General features: G+C 67.6%; 16 protein-coding genes. 10 read left to right on the forward strand and 6 right to left on the reverse strand.

Annotated features, from left to right (window positions below; translation table 11 throughout):
- Window positions 1–795, forward strand: a complete 795-nt coding sequence (locus GD606_RS16295; RefSeq protein ID WP_163302311.1) for a nitroreductase family protein — start codon at window positions 1–3, stop codon at window positions 793–795.
- Between the two features lie 72 nt (window positions 796–867).
- On the opposite strand, the gene GD606_RS16300 is transcribed toward GD606_RS16295, so the two are convergent.
- The gene (locus GD606_RS16300; protein WP_163302310.1) at window positions 868–1,020 is read right to left on the reverse strand and encodes a FeoB-associated Cys-rich membrane protein; all 153 of its coding nucleotides are present in this window, start codon (window positions 1,018–1,020) and stop codon (window positions 868–870) included.
- A gap of 234 nt (window positions 1,021–1,254) precedes the next feature.
- On the opposite strand from GD606_RS16300, the gene GD606_RS16305 reads away from it, so the two are divergent.
- The 7 genes from GD606_RS16305 to GD606_RS16335 all read left to right on the forward strand — a co-directional run bounded on the left by GD606_RS16305 (window position 1,255) and on the right by GD606_RS16335 (window position 6,703).
- A complete protein-coding gene (locus GD606_RS16305; RefSeq protein WP_163302309.1) occupies window positions 1,255–1,443 on the forward strand; it encodes a ferredoxin in 189 nt (62 codons plus the stop codon).
- Between the two features lie 103 nt (window positions 1,444–1,546).
- The gene (locus GD606_RS16310) at window positions 1,547–2,437 is read left to right on the forward strand and encodes a YkgJ family cysteine cluster protein (RefSeq protein WP_163302308.1); all 891 of its coding nucleotides are present in this window, start codon (window positions 1,547–1,549) and stop codon (window positions 2,435–2,437) included.
- Window position 2,438: 1 nt separating this feature from the next.
- Window positions 2,439–2,807, forward strand: coding sequence for a hypothetical protein (locus GD606_RS16315; protein WP_246298853.1), 369 nt, complete (start codon window positions 2,439–2,441; stop codon window positions 2,805–2,807).
- Window positions 2,808–2,855: 48 nt separating this feature from the next.
- On the forward strand, window positions 2,856–3,485 hold the full coding sequence (locus GD606_RS16320) for a tetratricopeptide repeat protein (RefSeq protein WP_163302307.1): 630 nt from the start codon (window positions 2,856–2,858) through the stop codon (window positions 3,483–3,485).
- A gap of 75 nt (window positions 3,486–3,560) precedes the next feature.
- Window positions 3,561–4,277 carry a DVU0298 family protein gene (locus GD606_RS16325; RefSeq protein WP_163302306.1) on the forward strand — a complete coding sequence of 239 codons (717 nt, stop codon included), beginning with the start codon at window positions 3,561–3,563 and terminating at the stop codon, window positions 4,275–4,277.
- Window positions 4,278–4,522: 245 nt separating this feature from the next.
- Entirely contained in the window at window positions 4,523–5,254 is a 732-nt protein-coding gene (locus GD606_RS16330; RefSeq protein WP_246298854.1) for a metallophosphoesterase family protein, read from the forward strand.
- A 3-nt stretch (window positions 5,255–5,257) separates the two neighbouring features.
- Entirely contained in the window at window positions 5,258–6,703 is a 1,446-nt protein-coding gene (locus GD606_RS16335) for a protein kinase domain-containing protein (protein WP_163302304.1), read from the forward strand.
- A 75-nt stretch (window positions 6,704–6,778) separates the two neighbouring features.
- Here GD606_RS16335 and GD606_RS16340 read toward each other — a convergent pair whose 3' ends face one another.
- Genes GD606_RS16340 through cbiR form a run of 3 tightly spaced genes read right to left on the reverse strand, consistent with a single transcriptional unit; the run spans window position 6,779 to window position 9,099 of the window.
- Window positions 6,779–7,789 carry a DHH family phosphoesterase gene (locus GD606_RS16340; RefSeq protein ID WP_374190893.1) on the reverse strand — a complete coding sequence of 337 codons (1,011 nt, stop codon included), beginning with the start codon at window positions 7,787–7,789 and terminating at the stop codon, window positions 6,779–6,781.
- Window positions 7,790–7,795: 6 nt separating this feature from the next.
- Window positions 7,796–8,314, reverse strand: a complete 519-nt coding sequence (locus GD606_RS16345) for a bifunctional adenosylcobinamide kinase/adenosylcobinamide-phosphate guanylyltransferase (RefSeq protein ID WP_163302303.1) — start codon at window positions 8,312–8,314, stop codon at window positions 7,796–7,798.
- A complete protein-coding gene (cbiR, locus tag GD606_RS16350) occupies window positions 8,311–9,099 on the reverse strand; it encodes a cobamide remodeling phosphodiesterase CbiR (protein ID WP_281362068.1) in 789 nt (262 codons plus the stop codon). Before cbiR ends, GD606_RS16345 begins: the two co-directional genes overlap by 4 nt.
- A 176-nt stretch (window positions 9,100–9,275) precedes the next feature.
- On the opposite strand from cbiR, the gene GD606_RS16355 reads away from it, so the two are divergent.
- Entirely contained in the window at window positions 9,276–9,419 is a 144-nt protein-coding gene (locus GD606_RS16355) for a hypothetical protein (RefSeq protein WP_163302301.1), read from the forward strand.
- 8 nt (window positions 9,420–9,427) lie between these two features.
- On the opposite strand, the gene GD606_RS16360 is transcribed toward GD606_RS16355, so the two are convergent.
- A complete protein-coding gene (locus tag GD606_RS16360; RefSeq protein ID WP_176629329.1) occupies window positions 9,428–12,766 on the reverse strand; it encodes a UvrD-helicase domain-containing protein in 3,339 nt (1,112 codons plus the stop codon).
- Between the two features lie 119 nt (window positions 12,767–12,885).
- Complete coding sequence (locus tag GD606_RS16365; protein ID WP_246298856.1) at window positions 12,886–13,716, reverse strand: MogA/MoaB family molybdenum cofactor biosynthesis protein; 831 nt, start codon at window positions 13,714–13,716, stop codon at window positions 12,886–12,888.
- 136 nt (window positions 13,717–13,852) lie between these two features.
- On the opposite strand from GD606_RS16365, the gene rfbA reads away from it, so the two are divergent.
- Window positions 13,853–14,731: a glucose-1-phosphate thymidylyltransferase RfbA gene (rfbA, locus tag GD606_RS16370; protein WP_163303941.1), complete on the forward strand. Its 879-nt coding sequence runs from the start codon at window positions 13,853–13,855 to the stop codon at window positions 14,729–14,731.
- Window positions 14,732–14,843: the final 112 nt, after the last annotated feature.

A 14,843-nucleotide genomic window follows, 5' to 3' on the forward strand; every position in this document is an offset into this window, starting at 1 on the left:
ATGACGCTCATCGTGATCGATCCCGGGCTGTGCGCCCGGGACGGCATCTGCGTGGCCGAGTGTCCCCAGGGGCTTCTCGCGCCCGGGGAGGACGGCCTGCCCGTTCCCGTGCCGGACGCGGACAGCCGCTGCATCCGCTGCGGCCACTGTTTCGCGGTCTGCCCCAAGGGGGCGCTCAAGCTGGACGGCCTGTCCCCGGACGCGGCCCCGGCGGTCTCCGGACGGTCGGGCCTTTCCCCGGAGGCGGGGCTGGACTTTTTGACCTCGCGCCGTTCCATCCGTAACTGGAAGGACCGGCCCGTGCCCCGCGAGCTTCTCGAAAAGGCCCTGGACGCCGCCCGCTACGCCCCGTCCGGGATCAACATGCAGCCCGCGCACTGGCTGGTGGTGGAGGATTCCCGCGTGGTGCGGGAGCTGGCCGGGATGGTGGCCGACGGGCTGCGCCATGCCGGGATCATGCCGGACTATGTGGCGGCCTTCGACGCCGGGCGGGAGGTCATGCTGCGCGGCGCGCCGCATCTGGTGGTGGCCCACGCCGACGCCTCGGGCTGGTACGATCCGGCCACGGACTGCGTCCTGGCCCTGTCGCACTTTGAATTGGCCGCCCACGCGTTGGGGTTCGGAACCTGTTGGGCCGGGCTGTTTCGCCGGGCGGCGGAAACCTGGCCGCCCCTTCGGGAGCGCATCGGGCTGCCGCCGGGGCACAAGGTCTGCGGCGCGCTCATGGCGGGATATCCGAAGTCCCGTTTTTTCCGCCTGCCGCCGCGCAAAAGCCTGCGGCTGCGCTACCTGTAGACGAACCTGGAACGACAAGGCCCCGAACCGTGGTTCGGGGCCTTGTGGTACGCGTTTCAGCCAAAAGGCGGTTTACTGGCCGCATTTGTCCTTCCCGGCGGGCGAACTCCCGCACGAGGAGCAGCCGCACCCGCACGAGGGCGACTTGCCGGTGCGCACCATGCGCCGGATGGTGTACGCCAGGGCGGCCACCACGATGGCCGCAATGATCAGTTTTTCCCACATGCCTGCATCCTCCTTGCCCGGGGGACGGACCCCATGACGCCTCCCGGCGGGAAAAGAAGTAACATCATCCCCGGACATGGCAAGGGGAGGCGGGGAAATCGGCATCCCTTGACAGGTCTAAAGACGTGCGGATAGTGTTGCCAGCCGGTCTGATATGATGACTCGGAAGATGCGGCGGGCCTTTTTTTGAGAGCATGTTCGCGGGTGCGCGACAGGAAGCTGGGGAGGATCGCAATGGGGTACAAGATCACGGTCGACCATGACAAGTGTATCGGCGACGGCGAGTGTGTGGACGTCTGCCCGGTGGAGGTCTACGAGCTGCGCGACGGGAAGGCCGTGGCCGTGAACATGGAGGAATGCCTCGGATGCGAGTCGTGCGTCGAGGTCTGCGACCAGGACGCCATCACCGTCGAGGAACAATAATTTTCCCAACGAATCTGACCGGACAGCGGGGGCGGCCGGGATGCCGGTCGCTCCCGTCGCCGTCTGCGGCCGCCGAAGCGGCCGCGAAAGAACCGGAGCGCGCATGCCTGTGACCTTTGCCCCCTTTTTCGAGAAATACCGGGCCCTGCTTGCCGAGGTGGACGCCGTGTTCGCCAAGGTGGGAAAGGCCTGCCCCGAGGCCGTGACCTGCGCCGAGGGGTGCAGCGACTGCTGCCACGCCCTGTTCGACGTAAGCCTCGTGGAGGCCCTGTACCTCAACGCGGCCTTCAACGAGCGCTTTCCCAAGGGGCTGCCGCGGGAACGGATTCTCGATCTGGCGGACGCCTCCGACCGGGCCCACTACAAGCTCAAGCGCAAGGCCGTCAAAGCCGGGGAAAAGGGCGTGTCCACGGAAACGATCCTGGCCGATCTGGCCCGGGAGCGCATCCGCTGCCCGCTTTTGGGCGACGACGACCGCTGCCTGCTCTACGACTGCCGTCCCGTGACCTGCCGCCTGTACGGCGTGCCCATGGAGATCGGCGGCAAGGCCCATTCCTGCGGCAAGTCCGGCTTCACCCCGGGCGGGGCCTATCCCACGGTGAAGGTGGAGATCCTCCAGGACCGCCTGTTCGCCCTGTCCGGGGAACTGGCGGCCGGGATCGGCTCCACGTTCCCGCTTCTGGCCGACATGCTGGTGCCCGTGTCCATGGCTTTATTGACCGAATACACCCCGGAATACCTGGGCGTCGCCGGAGAAGACGGCGCGGACGCCGATGCGGCGGCCGACGCCCCCCGGGAGATGGCCCCTCCGGCCGGACTGGGGTTGGCCCCCGAGGCCCCGGCCGGGGACTGTAGCAGCTGCGGCGAGGCCCCGGGGTCGGCGGCCTGCGCCTCCTGCGGCGGGTCCACCTCCTGGGTGCTGGCCGGTCCTGACGACGCCGACGGTTCCGGCGATCAAGACGCCGAGCCGGACGGTTCCGGCGCAAGGAGCTGAAATGGAACAGATGACCGACGCCGAGCGAGCCATGCTCAAAAAGGCCATCTACGACAAGATTTCCCCCCGGCGCAAAAAATTCATCGACAAGATCGGGTATGCGGCCTGGGATCCCTTTTCCGAACCCCACGATCCCCTGGACATCCGCAAGGATCCCACCCGGCGCACCTCCCAGCAGCTTATCCGGGAGTTTTTGCAGACCCGGGGCCAGGGCGAGGTCAGCACGGAATATTCCAGGGGGGCCTGGGAGCTGTGCATGGGGGTCATGAACGGCTCCGAGCGGCACCGGGGCATGTATGAGTTCTGCCTGTGGCACCAGGAGCTTATGAAGCGGGAAGGGATCGAGGGAAAGCTCGGACCCAAGCCCTAGGGACGCGTCGCTCCCCCAAATCTCTAACCAGCAGGGATGGACGAGATCATGGATTTTCAAGCCAAAAACACCGACGAATTCATCGTCGAGATGCAGGGTCGCCTGCGCGACAACGACGGCTGCGGCGTGACCCACTACAACCTGGGGTCGGCCTATGTGGCCAAGGGCCGCTACGTGGAGGCCGAGGCGGAATTCTTGCGCGCCGTGGAATGTTCCCCCACCCTGGTCGAGGCCTTTGTCCAACTGGGCGGCCTGGCCATGAACAAGGGCGATCTGGACGGCTGTCTGGAATACAACGAGCGGGCCATCAAGATCCGGCCGCTTTTCGCCGTGCCCCACGCCAACGTGGGTTTTGTCCACCTGCAACGCGGCGAGGCCGACAAGGCCATTGCGGCGCTCAAAAAGGCCATCCGCCAGGATCCCAAGTTCGTCCAGGCCTTGTCGTCCCTGGCCAGCGCCTATTTCATGCAGGGCGAGCTGGACATGAGCATGGACTACAGCAAAAAGACCGTGGAGATCGAACCCAAGTTCGGCCCGGCCTACAACAACATGGCCCTGGTGCACATGGAGCGCGGTGAATACGCGCAGGCCAAGGAGTGCCTGGACAAGGCCGTGGAGACGGGATTCACCCCGCATCCGGGAATGGTGCGGGAGTTGGCCGAGAAGCTGTCGGCCTAGCGTCTTTTTCCCGTCGGGAGTTTTTTCCGGCGGCGCGTCGTCGGGCGTCCCGTGGCGACGCCAGGGGATGGACCCATGCCGCGCACCCGCCATCTCAAGGAAACCGTCCTGGCGGCCCTGGCCACGTCGCGCTCCACGGACGCGGCCCTGGCCGGTCTGGAGCCGCTGCCTGCGGCCGCGCTCACCGGGCCGCTTCTGTCGGCCCTGTTATCTCCCGTGCCCCTGGTGCGCTGGCGGGCCGTGGCGGCGTTGGGACGCACCGTGGCCCGGCTGGCCGAGGCCCGGCTGGAGGATGGCCGCAACCTCGTGCGGCGGTTCATGTGGTCGCTCAATGAGGAATCCGGGTCCATCGGCTGGGGCGTTCCCGAGGCCATGGCCGAGACCTTGGTCCACAGCGAGCCCCTGGCCCGGGAGTTCTCGCGCATCCTGGCTTCCTACATCCGCGACCTGGACAAGGACTGCACCTTCATCGACCACGCCCCCCTGCGTCGGGGGGCCTATTGGGGGTTGGCCCGGCTGGCCCAGGTCCGGCCAGAACTGGTCGCCCCGGCCGTGCCCGATCTGGTCACGGGGCTTGGCGACTGCGACCCCGAGTCCCGGGGATATTGCGCCCTGGCCCTGGAACGTCTGGCCCCGCCAGCGACTCCGGCCATACTCGCCGCCCTGGCCGCGCTTTTTTCCGACCCCTACCGCTTCGACCTTTTCCGGGACGGCGCGCTCGTCCCCACGGGCGTGGCTGACCTGGCCCGCCGGGCCTACGAGCGCCTGGCTCCTCCGGACGCCACCCCATGACCCCTGCCGCCCCGCCCGGGGATTCCAAAGGGGGCGCGCCCCCTGTGGCCGCCGGAGGCATTCTTCACACCCCGCCTCCCACGCCAACTTCGGCTGGAGACCACCCCATGACCCCTGCCGCCCCGTCCGGGGATTCCAAAGGGGGTGTACCCCCTTTGGCCGCCGGAGGCATTCCCTCTCCCTCTTCCTCCCCTCCTCTCCCTCCCACGCCTCCCACGCCTCCGGCCCCTCCCCGGCGCATCGCCGTGCTGGCCGACATCCACGCCAACCTGCAGGCGCTCACGGCGGTTTTGGCCGACCTGGACGCGTTGGCCGCCGGATGGGGGCGGCCGCCCCGGCTGGTGGCCTTGGGGGACATGATCGGCTACGGCGGCGACCCCGGCGCGGTGCTCGATGTGGTGCAGGCGCGGGGCATGGCCGCGATTCTCGGCAACCATGAAAAAGGCGCGCTTGATCCGGCTTGCCGCAAGAGGTGCTTCCACATCCAAAGCCGCGAGGCCCTGGAGCGCACCTGCGAACTGTTGTCCGAGGCGGATCGGAAATATCTGGCTGGATTGCCCGGGCATCTGGTCCTCGACGGGTGCCGTTTCACCCACGGCATGCCGCCGGACGATCCCCTGACCTATTTCATCACCCGGGACGACGACGAACTGGCGGCGGCCTTCGCGGACTTCACCGAGCGGGTGTGCTTTGTGGGCCATTCCCATGTGCTGGAAGGGGCATGTTTTTCGGGCGGCCGCCTGACGCGGCTGGAGCTTGGCGACGAGGCGTTGTCCCTGGAGGCGGGCGGACGCTATATCCTGTGCTGCGGCAGCGTGGGCCAGCCCCGGGACGGGGACAACCGGGCCAAGTATGTGATCTTCGATCCGGCGGACACCACGGTGGCCGTGCGCCGGGTGGCCTACGACATCAAGGCGGCGGCGGACCGGATCGTGGCCCGGGGGCTGCCTGAGCGGTATGCCAAAAGGCTGTGGTGAGACATGCGGTGCATTGGAAAATACCGGATATTGGGGCTTTTGGGGCGGGGCGGCATGGGCGTGGTGTACAAGGCCCTGGCCCCGGTCACGGGCCGGGTGGTGGCGGTCAAGGTTTTGCATCCGTCGGAGCTGCTGGTGGATCTGTGGGGACGGGAGGCGCTGCGGGAGCGGTTCGTGGCCGAGGCGGCGGTCTTGGGGGCGGTGAGCCATCCGAACCTGCTCGACGTGTGGGATTTCGGCGAGGCGGCGGGGCAGCCGTTTTTCGTCATGGACTATCACTGCGACGATCTGGGGCGGGTGCTTGGCGAGAGCTACCGGGTGGAGGCCCCCTGCCGGAGCCTGCCCGCGCGCCGGGCGTTTCGCCTGGGGGATCAGCTTCTGGCCGGACTTTCCCGGCTGCACTTCGCCGGGGTGGTGCATCGCGACATCAAGCCCTACAATCTGCTTTTGACCGAAGACGACGTGGTGAAGATCACGGACTTCGGGTTGTCCAAGGCCCGGGGCGAGGACTTTCAGACGCCTGTGGGCCTGAATGTGGGGTCGCCGTATTACTGCCCCCCGGAACAGGAGGCCGACCCGCAGTGCGCCGACGCCAGATCCGACCTGTACGCCGCCGGGGTGACGCTTTTCCGGATGCTCACCGGACGGCTGCCCGTGGACGACGCAGGCCGCCGCCACGCCCCAAGCTCCCTTGACGCCGAGTTCGGCGAACCCTTTGACGCCTTTTTCGCCACGGCCGTGCATCCCGACCCAGGTCGGCGGTTCCCCGACGCCGTGGCCATGCGCCGGGCCTTGGCCGGGCTGTCCAGGGAGTACGATGCGGGGCTGGCCCGGGCCTGCTCCCTGCTTGAGGAGGGGCCGGGACCGGAGAGGCCGGAGAGACCGGAGAGGCCGGAGAGACCGGAGAGACCGGAGGGGGCGGATGCGGCCGGGCCGGGCGGATGGGATGGTCCGGCCGGGGACTGCCGCGCGGTGCGGCGAACGCCGGAGAAAATCGCGCTCAAGGCGGCCCGGGAGCGGTTCGGGCTGGACCCCTTGTGGCGGCCAGTGCGCTACGCCTGCCCGGAAGCGCCCGCGGGACGGTTCACGGACCTGGGGGACGGGGCGGTGCGCGATACGGCCACGGGCCTTGTGTGGGAGCGGGGCGGGGCGCTTTTTCCGGTCACCTTCGGCGGGGCTCTGGCCTACGCGCAGGGGCTTTGCCGAAGCGGGTTCGCCGGTCGCGCCGACTGGCGGCTGCCGACCATGGATGAGCTTTTAACCCTGCTTGGGCCGGTGAAAAAAGGGACGGCGCATTGCGCGGACCCGGTGTTCGATCCGGCCCTGCGCCGGGTGTGGAGCGCGGATCGGCGCACGTTCACCTCGGCCTGGATGGCGGACCTGGAGATGGGGTTCGTGACCTCGGGGGATTTCACCTGTCCGTGCGGGGTGCGGGCCGTGGCGGGGTAGGGCGGCCAAGGATGTTTTTTCTCAAAAACACAGAGGTGTTTTTGGGGGGCTGGTGCGGGCCGTGGCCGGGCAGGGCTATGTATTCTTGGCAGGCTTCCCCATCCGTTTCCCGGTCAGGCGCTTCCAGAAAAATTTCTCCGGGTCCTGCCCGGCAAGTTTCGCCATGTCGATCTCGGCCCGGGCCATGGTCTTGTGTCCCCCGGCCGATCCCACGTCGCCGAAATGTTCGAAAGCCACCTTGCCCATATCCCGGAACAGTCCGTCGCCCCGGAACACGGCCACGGCCTTGCCCTCGGACACCCCGCAGATCATGTCCCAGGACAGCCCATGCACCCGGGTGAAGAAATCGGCCAGAATGACCAGGATGTCCGGGCTCTCCAGGTGGTCCATGAACACGAACAGCCCGCGCGCGCCCACGAAGCGCATCTTGCGGAAGGCCCGGTCGAAGTACCTGAGCCAGCTTTTGTGGAACTCGCTGTGCACGATGCGGCGCAGAAGATCCTGCCCGGCGTACTTGTTCAGGCCGCTAAACGCCAGGATGTCGCCGTGCTGGAAGGGCCGGGAGAAGTTCTGGGTGTCGGTCTTGATGCCGTAGATGAGCGCCGTGGCCAGGAGTTTTCCCGGCCGGATGCGCATGGCCCGCAGGTATTCGGCCAGGATGGTGCAGGTCGCGCCCAGCCCGGGGCGGATGTCCACGTAGGCCGCCGTGACCGGGGCGTCGGGCCGCAGCGGATGGTGGTCGATGACCACGGAGAAGGGAATCCCGGCGAAGTCCGGATGGTGGTGGGGCTGGGAGTCCACCAGGGCGAAGCGGGTGTAGTTTTTGACCATATCCGGCGTGAAGCGGACCAGGGGGATGCGCAGGAAGCGGATCATGGCCAGGTTGTCGGGCCGGGTGACCTCGTTGACCCGGGCGATGTCCGCCGCCTCCACGCGCCGGGACATGAGACGCTTAAGCGCCATGGCCGAGCCCAGGGCGTCGGGGTCGGCGTTGACCAGGATCAGCCAGCGGTCCTCGCGCCGGAAGAGCTTGCACATCTTCGCCGCGTCCATGGCTGTGACCCGTTGCACCTTGATGGTCTTCATCTTCATTCAGGCCCCCTTGAGGCGGACGGGCAGTCCGGCCACCACCAGACGGACGTCGGCGGCCAGGGCGGCCACGGACTGGTTGAGCGCCGCCAGACGGCGCAAAAATGTCCGGGATGCGGCGTCGGCCGCCAGGGGGCCAAGCCCCGCCTCCACGGACACCAGGACGGCCTCGGGGGCCTCCGGAGCGGCATAGGCCGCCAGGACGTCGAGCAGTTCGCGGACCTTGTCGTCCGCGACACCCTCCCCGGCGCAGGCAAAAATCCAGAAGTCCAGACTGTCCACCAGGATCGATCCCCCCTGGGGCCGTTCCCCGGCCAGGAACCGGGGCAGTTCGATGCCCGGTTCGGTGACCGGAATCTCCGGCGGGCGTCCCCAGCGGTGGGCCTCGATCTGGGCCCGGAATTCGAAATCCAGGGCCCGACCCATGGCCGCCATGCGCCGGGGCGGGGGAGCGGCCAGGAAGAGCTCCATGGCGTGGGCCGATTTTCCGGACTTGTCGCCGCCAAGAAGCAGCCGGATCACGAGGCAAACCCCCACTGGCGGCACAGGGCCGCAAAGGCCCGTTCGCTGTCGGTCAGGGCCGTGTCGTCGAAGACCTCATGCATGATCACGACCTCGGGGCCAAGGCCCGAAAGCAGGGCCAGAAGCGTCTGCCGCCCCTGGACGTCCAGGCAGGACAGGGCGCGATGCCGGTGCTCCTTTTGGGGAAGCCGCCAGCGGGCCGCGTCGCGGGGATTCTCGGGGTCGTAGGGGGCATAGACATGGGCCAGCCGGGTGCGCTCGAAAACCCCGGGCGTGGCCAGAAGCGAGGTCTGGCCGAAGGCCAGCATGTGCCCCACGTCCAGGCACAGGCCCGTTCCGAGCTCCCGGGCCACGGGCCATAGGGCGTCCTGTCCGGCGTCCTCCACGTTCTCCAGCAGGATGTCCGCCGGGTCGCGGCCGTCCGCCGCCCAGAGCTCCACAAAGGCCGCCAGTTGTCCGGGTTGGTGCGGCGGATGCAGCACGAAACCCCAGGGGGCGAGGTGCGCGACCTTGGCCGCCAGGCGTGCGGTCACGTCGAAGGCCGCCCCGGCCCCCTCGGCCCAGGGCAGGTCCAGGGGCAGATGGACATGGTAGCGGGCGGCGTCCCCCCGGGGCGGCAGGTCGCCCGGGGCGTAGGCCAGGGAGCCGCTCGTTTCCAGGAAATAGAGGCCGATCTCGGCATAGCGGTCGCCCAGATAGGTCCGATTCTCGGCCGGGGTTCCGGGGACCACCCAGCTTGGGGCGGCCATGCGCCAGGGGCCGTGCTGCTTGGAATCTTTCGGCATATTCACAAATTTGGTTTTTTCCCGGTTGCGGCTTGTGCAAAGCGGGATGTTGGATTAGACCATCCCAACCGCTGCGGCACGGGTGTGCCGGGCCTTTCGGGGGGAGCGGTTGGCTGTATCGTTTTGTGGTGTTATTTCGTTGTGTTGGCCGCACCGCCGAGGGCGAGGGAGGTTTCATGTTCCGCTTGCGCATGGCCGTTCAGCATTTTTTCAATCCCCTGCACATGTACTGTCGGCTCAAAGACATGGGCTTGGCCGGAACCACGGCCCATAAAATGTGCCGTGTCTACGAACGCCTGATTTATCGCCATATCCTGTAGGGTTCCGCTTACGGGATCAAAAGTCCCAACTGCTTTTCCTGACTGACCTTCCTGGCCACAAGGGCCGACCGCCTCACCCCCGACAGATCCAGTTCCTCAAAAAATCGCGATGGTTTGAGCATCACCAGACGTCCGAACAGTTCGCGTTTGGCCGCGTGGCTCAAAAAAAGCCGGTCCCTGGCCCGGGTCAGGCCCACAAAGAAAAGCCGACGTTCCTCATCGGCGTCGGGCGCGTCCTGGCCGCCCTGGGCGTTTCCGGTCAAAAGCCCGGTCCCGGCAAAGGGCAGGACGCCGTCCTCCAGGGCGGGCAGGAACACGGCGGAAAATTCCAGCCCCTTGGCCGCGTGCAGGGTCATGATGCGCACCTTTTCGGCCGTGCGCCCCGCCAGTTCCAGTTCGCTCTGGGTGTTTACGAAGGACAAAAGCCCGCCCCAGCCGCCGTGCTCGGCAAAGGCCCGGCACAGTTGCTTGAAGGCCGGACTCTGCCAGAACAGCCGGTCAAACGGCGGGATGTCGCCCAGGTAGGCCGAAAGCCCCAGGGGGCCCTTGGCCAGGATGCGGTCCGGGCAGTTCAAGGGCGCGGCGTCCTCGCTTCCGGCCATGCCCAAAAGCCTGGCCGCCGCGTCGAGCAGGATTTTGATGCGCGGTTCGGCGAAAAAGGCGTCGGCCTCGGGCGCCGAGCAGGGGATGCCCAGGCGGTCCAGGCTGCGCCGGATGGCCGGGATCAGGGCCTTGAAGCGCACCAGGACGGCGATGTCGCCGGGGCTTAGGGTCTGGGCGCCGAGATCTTTTGTCAGGGTCAGGGAGGTGCCGCCCAAAAGCCTGCGGATGCGCTCCCCGATCCAGGATATCTCGGCGGCGGCCGTGGGGGCGGCGAAAAGCTGGATCTCGCCGTGCCCGGGGGCGTCATCCCGGCGTCTGGGCGCAAGCGGCGGCGCGGTGGGGAAAAGCCCGGCGGCCAGGGACAGGACGGACGCGGCCGAGCGGTAGTTGTCCGTGAGGCTGACGGTCAAAAGGTCCGGCCACAGGCGGGCAAGGCGGCCCGCCATGTCCGACGCGGCCCCCCGGAAGCCGTAGATGGACTGGTTGGGGTCGCCGATGGCGAAGACCGACACCTCGGGGAATCGGGCCAGGCCTTCGATCACCGCCAGTTGCAGGGGGGAGAGATCCTGCACCTCGTCCACCAGGATGTGCCGGAAGGGGCTTTGGAAGCTGCCCACCTTGATCTTTTCCAGCCAGAATTCCAGAAGATCGGTGAAATCCACCAGATTCCAGGCGGCCTTTTGCCGGGCGTAGTTTTCAGCGGCCAGGGCCTCGCCGCTGCCGGGATAGACGGGCAGGGGGGTGAGCGTCTCCCGGGACAGGGACAGATCCTGCCAGGCCGTCGCCAACCGCGCCCCGCGAAATTCCGGGTTGACCTCGGCAAAAAGGCGCTTGGCCGCCTCTTCGGACAGAAGCACCGGGGCCTGGCCGTCGGACTGGGTCCAGAAGTCGAAGGCCACGGCGTGCATGGTGTCGATGCGCGGCAGGGACAGGTTGGCCCGGCCATGGCGCAGGGCCAGGGCCGCCAGGCGCTCCCGCATCTCGGCGGCGGCACGGCGGGTGAAGGTCACGGCCAGCACGGTGTCCGGGGGCACCCGTTGCGGCGTGGCGGCCTCCCGGGTTTCGCTTGCGCCGGGTCCGGCCGTGGCCTCGGCGGGGGCGTGCGCGTCTGTGGCCATGGGGGCCGTCCCGTCCGCCGGGGTCGTCCGGGAGGCGGCTTTGGGACCGGCCTGGGGGGCCTCGCCGCGAACCTCGGCAAAGCCCAGCAGGGTGGCCAGTTTGGCCGTAAGGGTATGGGTCTTGCCCGTGCCCGGCCCGGCCAGGACCAGCACATGGGGCGAGGCGGCGCCAAGGGCCGCCATCTGGCCCGGATTCAGGACCAGCCCGGGGTCGTGCGCGGCCGTAGCGGGGGGAGGGGCTTCGGGGGCGGGATCGTCGTCGGTCTGGTCCGGGCCTGCGTCGGCGGTCTTGGCCGCCCGGGACGACTTTTTCCCCCGCATGGCGGTTCCGGGAAGAACCCGTCCGCCGCTTGCCAGGTCGCGGCGCTCCTCGGCGGCAAAGACCCGGATGCGGCCGTACTGGCCGTCGAATCCCGGTTCGCGGGTGACGTGCCCCCGCCGCATGCGGGAGACGGCCTCGCCCAGGGGCGCGAAAAATTGGCCCAGAGCGTCCGTGGGCACATGGCGCAGCACGGTCAATTCCGGCCCGAAGGCCCTGTTTATGCGGGACAGCATGGCCTTGACCTTGCCGGTCTTCGGCCCCACGCCCAAAATCTCGCCCACGATCTCGTCTAAGGGAATAAGCGACGTGAACCCAGGCATGCCCTCGGGCGTGGCCGGAACCTGGCGGTCGGCCAGCTCCAGCACCCGGTGCAGCACCCCGAAGGTCAACGGCTTGCCGCACACCGGGCACAGGCCCCCCCGGGACTTGGTCTCCATGGGCTCCATGACCACGCCGCACTCCCGGTGCCCGTCCAGGTGGTATTTGCCCTCCTCGGGGAAAAACTCCACCGTGCCCAGGAATTTCGGCCCCACGCCCTCGCCGCGAAGCGCCCGGTAGATGCCTTCATAGGACGGGTCGCCGCTTATGATGTTGCATTCCCGGCCGAGTTTTTCGCCGGAATGGGCGTCGGAGTTGGAGATGAGCCGGAAGCGGTCCAGGGCGGAGAGCAGGCGGTTCATGTCCGGGTCGGACGACAGCCCCGTCTCCAGGGCGAAGATTTCCCGGGACAGGTCGCCGAAACACTCTTCGATGGAATCGAACCCGGACTTGGAGCCGAAAAGCGAGAACCAGGGGGTCCAGATGTGGGCCGGAACCAGAAAGGCCAGGGGGTCGGACTCCAGGACCATCTCCAGCAGGTTGCGGCTGTCCAGGCCCAGGATGGGCCTGCCGTCGGACTCCAGGTTGCCCACCATGGCCAGCTTGGCGTTAAGCCTTTGGGCGGCCTCGACGCTGGGGGCGAAGACGATGTTGTGGACCTTGCGGACCTTGCCGCCGCGTTTGTAGATGGAGCTGATCTCCGCCGTGAGGATGAACCGGGCCCGGCTGGTCAGGGGGTCGCCGCCGAGCCAGGGGATTTCCGAAGACAGATCCTCGCGTTCGTCCAGGCGATAGAGCCCCGTGCCGTCCGGGACGAGTTGGGTGGCCACCTCGGCAAGCCACTTGGGGTGGGTGAAGTCGCCGCAACCCACCACCGTCAGCCCCTTGTACCGGGCCCAGGCAGCCAGATGACGCGGGGTCAGGGCCTTGCTGGTGGCCCGTGAATAGCGGGAATGGATATGGAAATCGGCAAGATACTGATCCATGCGTGAGACATACCCGTTCCATCCGCCCGAAGCAAGGGCGCGTGGAGGCATCGCCCCCTTGTCGGGTTTCCAAAGGGGCCACGCCCCGTTGGCCCCGGAGGGTTTCCCCACCCATCCCCCTATCGTGTCGCTCCCGTCGCCACGGCGGCGCAGTCGGCCGGATCGCCCTGCAGCTTGTCCAGGGCGTGGCGCAGGGCGGGCAAAACCGCCGCGAAGTTCTCGCGCACGGCCTTGGGGCTGCCCGGCAGGTTGACGATGATGCTCGCCCCAAGCGTTCCGGCCACGGCCCGGGAGATGGCCCCGTGCGGGGTCTTGGCCAGTGAGGCCGCAAGCATGGCCGTCTCGAAGCCGGGCAGGCGCTTGTCGAGGACCGCACTCGTGGCCTCGGGGGTGAAATCCCGGGGCCCCAGGCCCGTGCCGCCCGTGGTCACGATGCAGTCGAAGCCCTGGGTCAGGGCCAGATCGGTCAGAAGCGCCCGCAAAAGTTGCGGATCGTCGGGGATGATCTGGCCGCGCGTCAGCGACGCCTGTCCGGCCTCGTGCAGCATCTCGGCGATGAGCGGGCCGCTTGTGTCCTGGCGTTTTCCGGCCGCGCCCTTGTCGCTTAAGGTGATCCAGGCCAGGCTGATGCCGGAAAGGGTCGGGACAAGGCGCGTCTCGCCGTCCGGGAACAGGCAGGGCCGAAGCGCCCGGCAGGACAGGGCCGTGCGGTACAGGCCCGTGGCCCCGGGCCAGAAATAGCTGCCGAGCACCTGGAGGACCGGCTCGCCGCCGCCGTCGCGGTAGATCGTCCCGGCCCTGGCCCGCAGAAGGGCCGCCGGGCCTTCATGCACGCCCCGGAGCGTGCGGTCGGTAAGCGTGGCCGAGTCGGGATCGACCAGGAGCAACCCCTCTCCCTGGACCGCCTCGAAGGGGCCGTGGACCAGTATGTTCGTCTGCGTCATGCCCATGGACATCCGCCTTTGTGGTTTGTGTGTTGCATGTTGGGCCAAGCGCTTTTACACTCACCCGCGCCGCCGCGCCGAAACGGGCGGGTCATCGCCATGGACGACCCGGCGGCCAATTCACGCAAAAAGGGGCACTTTCATGAAGGGAATCATCCTGGCCGGCGGCTCCGGCACCAGACTCTACCCCATCACCCGGGTGGTCAGCAAACAACTGTTGCCCATCTACGACAAGCCCATGATCTATTATCCCCTGTCCGTGCTCATGCTGGCCGGGATCAGGGATATCCTCATCATCTCCACCCCCACCGACCTGCCGCGTTTCCAGGAGATGTTCGGCGACGGCTCGCAGATCGGCCTGTCCCTGTCCTACAAGGTGCAGGAACGGCCCGAGGGGCTGGCCCAGGCGTTTCTCCTGGGCAGGGAGTTCATCGGCAAAGACCCCGTGTGCCTGGTGCTCGGGGACAACATCTTCCACGGCCACGGCCTGGCCACCGTGCTGCAACGCTCGGCCAAACTGACCTCGGGCGGCATCGTCTTCGGCTACAAGGTGCGCGACCCCAAACGCTACGGCGTGGTGGAGTTTGACGCAGGCCACCACGTCATCAGCATCGAGGAAAAGCCCGAAAAGCCCAAGTCCAAATACGCCGTCACCGGGCTTTATTTCTACGACAACGACGTGGTCGAAATCGCCGAGAATCTCAAGCCCTCGCCCCGGGGGGAGTTGGAGATCACCGACGTCAACAACGCCTACCTGCGGCGCGGCGACCTCAAGGTGGAATTCCTCGGGCGCGGCTACGCCTGGCTGGACACCGGCACCCACGAATCCCTGCTTCAGGCCGCAAGCTTCGTGCAGGTGGTGCAGGACCGCCAGGGCGTCAAGGTCTCCTGCATCGAGGAGATCGCCTACCGCATGGGCTACATCGACGCCGACACCCTGGAGCATCTGGCCGCCGACATGCTCAAAAACGACTACGGCCAATATCTGATGGAAGTGGTCAAGGAGGCCCGGGAGGGATAGTCCCGGAGAACGCCAACCAGGGGCGGAAAGGATGGGCTGGGAAAAGCGGTTTTCATGACCTTCGTGCCCGACGGCTTCGCCGTCGCGGGCGGTGCGGCCCTCCGGTTTTCCC

This window comes from Desulfolutivibrio sulfodismutans DSM 3696, assembly GCF_013376455.1.
GTDB lineage: Bacteria > Desulfobacterota > Desulfovibrionia > Desulfovibrionales > Desulfovibrionaceae > Desulfolutivibrio > Desulfolutivibrio sulfodismutans.

Bases quoted from the DNA above. Each gene is read 5' to 3' on its own strand.
- GD606_RS16295 (WP_163302311.1), top strand. From the start codon at position 1: ATGACGCTCATCGTGATCGATCCCGGGCTGTGCGCCCGGGACGGCATC.
- GD606_RS16300 (WP_163302310.1), bottom strand. From the start codon at position 1,020: ATGTGGGAAAAACTGATCATTGCGGCCATCGTGGTGGCCGCCCTGGCG.
- GD606_RS16305 (WP_163302309.1), top strand. From the start codon at position 1,255: ATGGGGTACAAGATCACGGTCGACCATGACAAGTGTATCGGCGACGGC.
- GD606_RS16310 (WP_163302308.1), top strand. From the start codon at position 1,547: ATGCCTGTGACCTTTGCCCCCTTTTTCGAGAAATACCGGGCCCTGCTT.
- GD606_RS16315 (WP_246298853.1), top strand. From the start codon at position 2,439: ATGGAACAGATGACCGACGCCGAGCGAGCCATGCTCAAAAAGGCCATC.
- GD606_RS16320 (WP_163302307.1), top strand. From the start codon at position 2,856: ATGGATTTTCAAGCCAAAAACACCGACGAATTCATCGTCGAGATGCAG.
- GD606_RS16325 (WP_163302306.1), top strand. From the start codon at position 3,561: ATGCCGCGCACCCGCCATCTCAAGGAAACCGTCCTGGCGGCCCTGGCC.
- GD606_RS16335 (WP_163302304.1), top strand. From the start codon at position 5,258: ATGCGGTGCATTGGAAAATACCGGATATTGGGGCTTTTGGGGCGGGGC.
- GD606_RS16340 (WP_374190893.1), bottom strand. From the start codon at position 7,789: ATGAAGACCATCAAGGTGCAACGGGTCACAGCCATGGACGCGGCGAAG.
- cbiR (WP_281362068.1), bottom strand. From the start codon at position 9,099: ATGCCGAAAGATTCCAAGCAGCACGGCCCCTGGCGCATGGCCGCCCCA.
- GD606_RS16355 (WP_163302301.1), top strand. From the start codon at position 9,276: ATGTTCCGCTTGCGCATGGCCGTTCAGCATTTTTTCAATCCCCTGCAC.
- GD606_RS16360 (WP_176629329.1), bottom strand. From the start codon at position 12,766: ATGGATCAGTATCTTGCCGATTTCCATATCCATTCCCGCTATTCACGG.
- GD606_RS16365 (WP_246298856.1), bottom strand. From the start codon at position 13,716: ATGGGCATGACGCAGACGAACATACTGGTCCACGGCCCCTTCGAGGCG.
- rfbA (WP_163303941.1), top strand. From the start codon at position 13,853: ATGAAGGGAATCATCCTGGCCGGCGGCTCCGGCACCAGACTCTACCCC.